Source organism: Streptomyces sp. MnatMP-M17 (genome assembly GCF_900091995.1).
GTDB lineage: Bacteria > Actinomycetota > Actinomycetes > Streptomycetales > Streptomycetaceae > Streptomyces.
The window spans coordinates 1-3,776 of the sequence record NZ_FMDK01000924.1 but is presented as its reverse complement, the minus strand read 5'-3'; the positions used below and the strand labels follow the sequence as shown (position 1 = coordinate 3,776).

Genomic DNA, 3,776 nt, shown 5'->3' with positions numbered 1-3,776 from the left:
GCCTGCTCGACGACGGTGTGCGCGTTGGTGCCGCTGATACCGAAGGAGGAGACGGCGGCCCGCCTGGGCTCTCCCGTCTCGGGCCAGGCGGTGTTCTCGGTGAGGATGCGGACCGCGCCGCGCTCCCAGTCGACGTGCGAGGTGGGCTCGTCGGCGAGCAGCGTGCGCGGCAGCACTCCGTGGCGCATCGCCATGACCATCTTGATCACACCGGCGACACCGGCGGCGGCCTGGGTGTGGCTGATGTTCGACTTGACCGAACCGAGCAGCAGCGGCCGGCTTCTGTCGCGGCCCTGACCGTAGGTGGCGAGCAGCGCCTGGGCCTCGACGGGATCGCCGAGAGTGGTGCCGGTGCCATGGGCCTCCACGGCGTCGATCTGGTCGGCGGAGAGACGGGAGTTGATCAGGGCCTGCTGGATGACCTCTTGCTGGGAAGGGCCGTTGGGCGCGGTCAGTCCGTTGGAGGCGCCGTCCTGGTTGACCGCACTGCCCCGGACGACGGCCAGGATCTCGTGCCCGTTGCGCCGCGCGTCCGAGAGCCGCTCCAGCACCAGCACGCCCACGCCCTCGGCCCAGCCGGTGCCGTCGGCCGTGTCGCCGAAGGAGCGGCAGCGTCCGTCGGCGGAGAGCCCGCCCTGCCGGCCCATCTCGATGAAGGTGCCGGGGCTCGACATGACGGTGACACCGCCGGCGAGGGCGAGGGAGCACTCGCCGGAGCGCAGTGCCTGGGTGGCGAGATGGACGGCCACCAGGGAGGACGAGCAGGCGGTGTCGACGGTGACGGCGGGACCGACCGTGCCGAAGGTGTAGGAGATACGGCCGGAGAGCACACTGCCGGTGTTGCCGGTGAGCTGGAATCCCTCGGCGCCGTCGGCGGGCCCGACCCGGTAGTCCTGGGCCATCGCTCCCATGAAGACACCGGTCTGGCTGCCCTTGACCGAGGCCGGATCGATACCGGCGCGTTCGAAGGCCTCCCAGGCGGATTCGAGCACGATCCGCTGCTGCGGATCCATGGCCACGGCCTCGCGCGGCGAGATACCGAAGAAGTCGGCGTCGAAGTCGGGCGCGTCGTAAAGGAATCCGCCGGAGGAGGTCGCGGAGGAGGCCAGTGCCTCGGTGTCCCAGCCACGGTCGGCGGGAAACTCCGAAATACCGTTCTCACCGGCCTCGACCATACGCCACAGATCCTCCGGGCTGCTGACGCCTCCGGGATAGCGGCAGGTCATACCGATAATGGCGATCGGCTCCTGGGCGGCCGTCTCCAGGTCGTTGACCCGCTGCCGCGTCCTTCTGAGATCGGCGGTCGCAAGCTTGAGGTAGTCCCGGAGTTTCTGTTCGTTGTCCATCTCAACTCAACCCATCTCGACAGCCGGCGGCCGAACATGAATCAGGAGTGTCGTCGGAAGCGCGGCGGGAATTCCCTAGATTCCCGTGGCCCGACGATCCGCTACCAGTTGGAAGCGAGCAGAAGGTCGCCGTATTCATGTTCGCGGGAGACCTGATGGAGATCGGCGTCCACCATCATCTTCATCAGTTCGGGGAAGTCGACGGTGGGCTTCCAGCCCAGTTTGGCGCGGGCGTGGTCGCTGTCCGCGCAGAGCACCTCGACTTCGGCGGGACGCACCAGTTCGGGATCGATGACCACATAGTCCTGCCAGTTCAGATCCACATGTTCGAAGGCGATCCGTACCGCGTCCCTGACCGAGTGCATGGCGCCGCTGCCCACAACATAGTCGTCGGGCTCCTCCGGCTGGAGCATCAGATGCATGGCGCGCACATAGTCTCCGGCGAAGCCCCAGTCACGTACCGCGTCGAGGTTCCCGAGGTGCAGTTTGTCCTGGATACCGAGTTTGATCCGGGCGACCGCGAGGGAGATCTTCCTGGTCACGAACTCCGAACCGCGGCGCGGCGACTCGTGGTTGAAGAGCATTCCGGAGACCGCGTACATCCCGAAGGACTCACGGTAGTTACGGGTGATGAAGTGCCCGTACGCCTTGGCGACTCCGTACGGGCTGCGCGGATGGAAGAGCGTCGTCTCGCGCTGCGGAGTCTCGGCGGCCTTACCGAACATCTCCGAGGACGACGCCTGGTAGAAGCGGATCTGGCCGCCGCCGGCCGCGCGGGAGCCGTTGAGTCCGCTCACCATCCGGATCGCTTCGAGGACCCGCAGCACACCCATTCCATTGACCTCGGTGACCAGCTCCGCCTGCTGCCACGACATCGGCACGAACGAGATCGCGCCGAGGTTGTAGACCTCGTCGGGCTGCACGGTGTCGACCGCGGAGACCAGACTTCCCTGGTCCATGAGATCGCCGTCGACAAACGACAGTTCGGATACGAGCCTGCTGACCCGGGATTTGCGCGGATTGGCCTGCCCACGGATCAGACCCCAGACCTGATACCCCTGGGACAGCAGATGCTCGGCCAGATAAGAACCGTCCTGCCCGGTAATTCCAGTGATCAGCGCACGCTTGGACATACCTACTCCTTCTCGACCACCGAGAGACCGCCCAAACGCAGAGCCAGGTCGACGACCTCGCATCGAATACGCTTCTGTCCGGACGATAGACACCGGCACGCTCGCAAGCCGCCGGCCTCGGTGTCAAGAAATCCCGGGCTTACTAGGGAATTCCCGAGTACGGACACCGCCGGCAAGAGCGATCCGGAGAAGATCCGGGGGAACACTAGGGATTTTCGGGCCGGTGGTGCGGTGCACTGTGTGCGTCGGCGTCCGGGCCGGCTCTGTCAACCGGAGTGTCTTTCCGTGCTGTTCGGACTTCTGCGCACTCATGTACGCCCCTATCGATGGCCGGCGGCCCTGCTCGTTCTTCTGCAACTGGTCCAGATTCTCGGCACACTGCTGCTGCCGACGCTCGGCGCGGCGCTGATCGACAACGGAGTGGTCGCCGACGACAGCGGCTATATCACCCGGGTCGGCGCGGTCATGGTGGCCGTGGCGCTCGTCCAGATCGTGGCGGCCGTCGGCGCGGTATCCCTCGGCGCCCGGACCGCGATGGCGATGGGACGCGATCTCCGCTCGGTGGTCTTCCGCCGGGTGCTGGACTTCTCCGCCCGCGAGGTGGGCCGGTTCGGTACGCCGTCGCTGCTGACGCGTACGGTCAATGACGTCCAGCAGGTACAGACGCTGGCCCAGTCGGGCTTCGGCATCGTGGTCTCGGCGCCCTTGATGTGTCTGGGCAGTGTCGTCCTGGCGCTCCAGCAGGACATTCCGCTGGCGCTGATCCTGGTGGTCCTGGTGGTGGTCGTCGGTGTCGCGTTCGGACTGCTGCTGGCCCGCATGGGAACGTTCTACGAGCGGATGCAGACGTATCTCGACCGGCTGAACCGGCTGTTGCGGGAGCAGATCACCGGTGTGCGGGTGGTGCGCTCGTTCGTCAGGGACGCCCATGAGCGCGCCCGGTTCACCCGGACGAATACCGAACTCTTCGATGTGTCACGGCGTGTGGGCCGGCTGATCGCGTCGATGCTGCCCGTGGTGCTGCTGCTGATGAACGGTTTCATGGTGGCGATCCTGTGGGTCGGCGCGTATCGCATCGACGGCGGCGCGATGCGGATCGGCGCACTGAGCGCGTTTCTGAGCTATCTCTCGCTGATCCTGATGTCGGTCGTGATGATCGCGTTCGTGTTTCTGTCGGTGCCGCGCGCGAAGGTGTCCGCCGCGCGTATCCAGGAGATCGTGGCCACCGCGACAAGCGTCGTCCCGCCGTCCGAGCCGGTACGGCCGGTGGCAGGCGACGCGGGCGGACGGGCGGGCG

At 66.6% G+C, this 3,776-nt stretch carries 3 protein-coding genes; 1 reads left to right on the top strand and 2 read right to left on the bottom strand.

Going from position 1 to position 3,776, the window contains the following annotated elements:
- Positions 1-1,346, bottom strand: a 1,346-nt coding sequence (locus tag GA0115259_RS33485; protein ID WP_176732742.1) for a type I polyketide synthase, incomplete at its 3' end; no start/stop codon positions are given.
- Between the two features lie 101 nt (positions 1,347-1,447).
- Complete coding sequence (locus tag GA0115259_RS33480) at positions 1,448-2,479, bottom strand: GDP-mannose 4,6-dehydratase (RefSeq protein ID WP_093603905.1); 1,032 nt, start codon at positions 2,477-2,479, stop codon at positions 1,448-1,450.
- Positions 2,480-2,764: 285 nt separating this feature from the next.
- Here GA0115259_RS33480 and GA0115259_RS33475 point away from each other — a divergent pair.
- Positions 2,765-3,776: ABC transporter permease (locus GA0115259_RS33475; RefSeq protein WP_256098256.1), on the top strand; the 1,012-nt coding region annotated here is incomplete at its 3' end.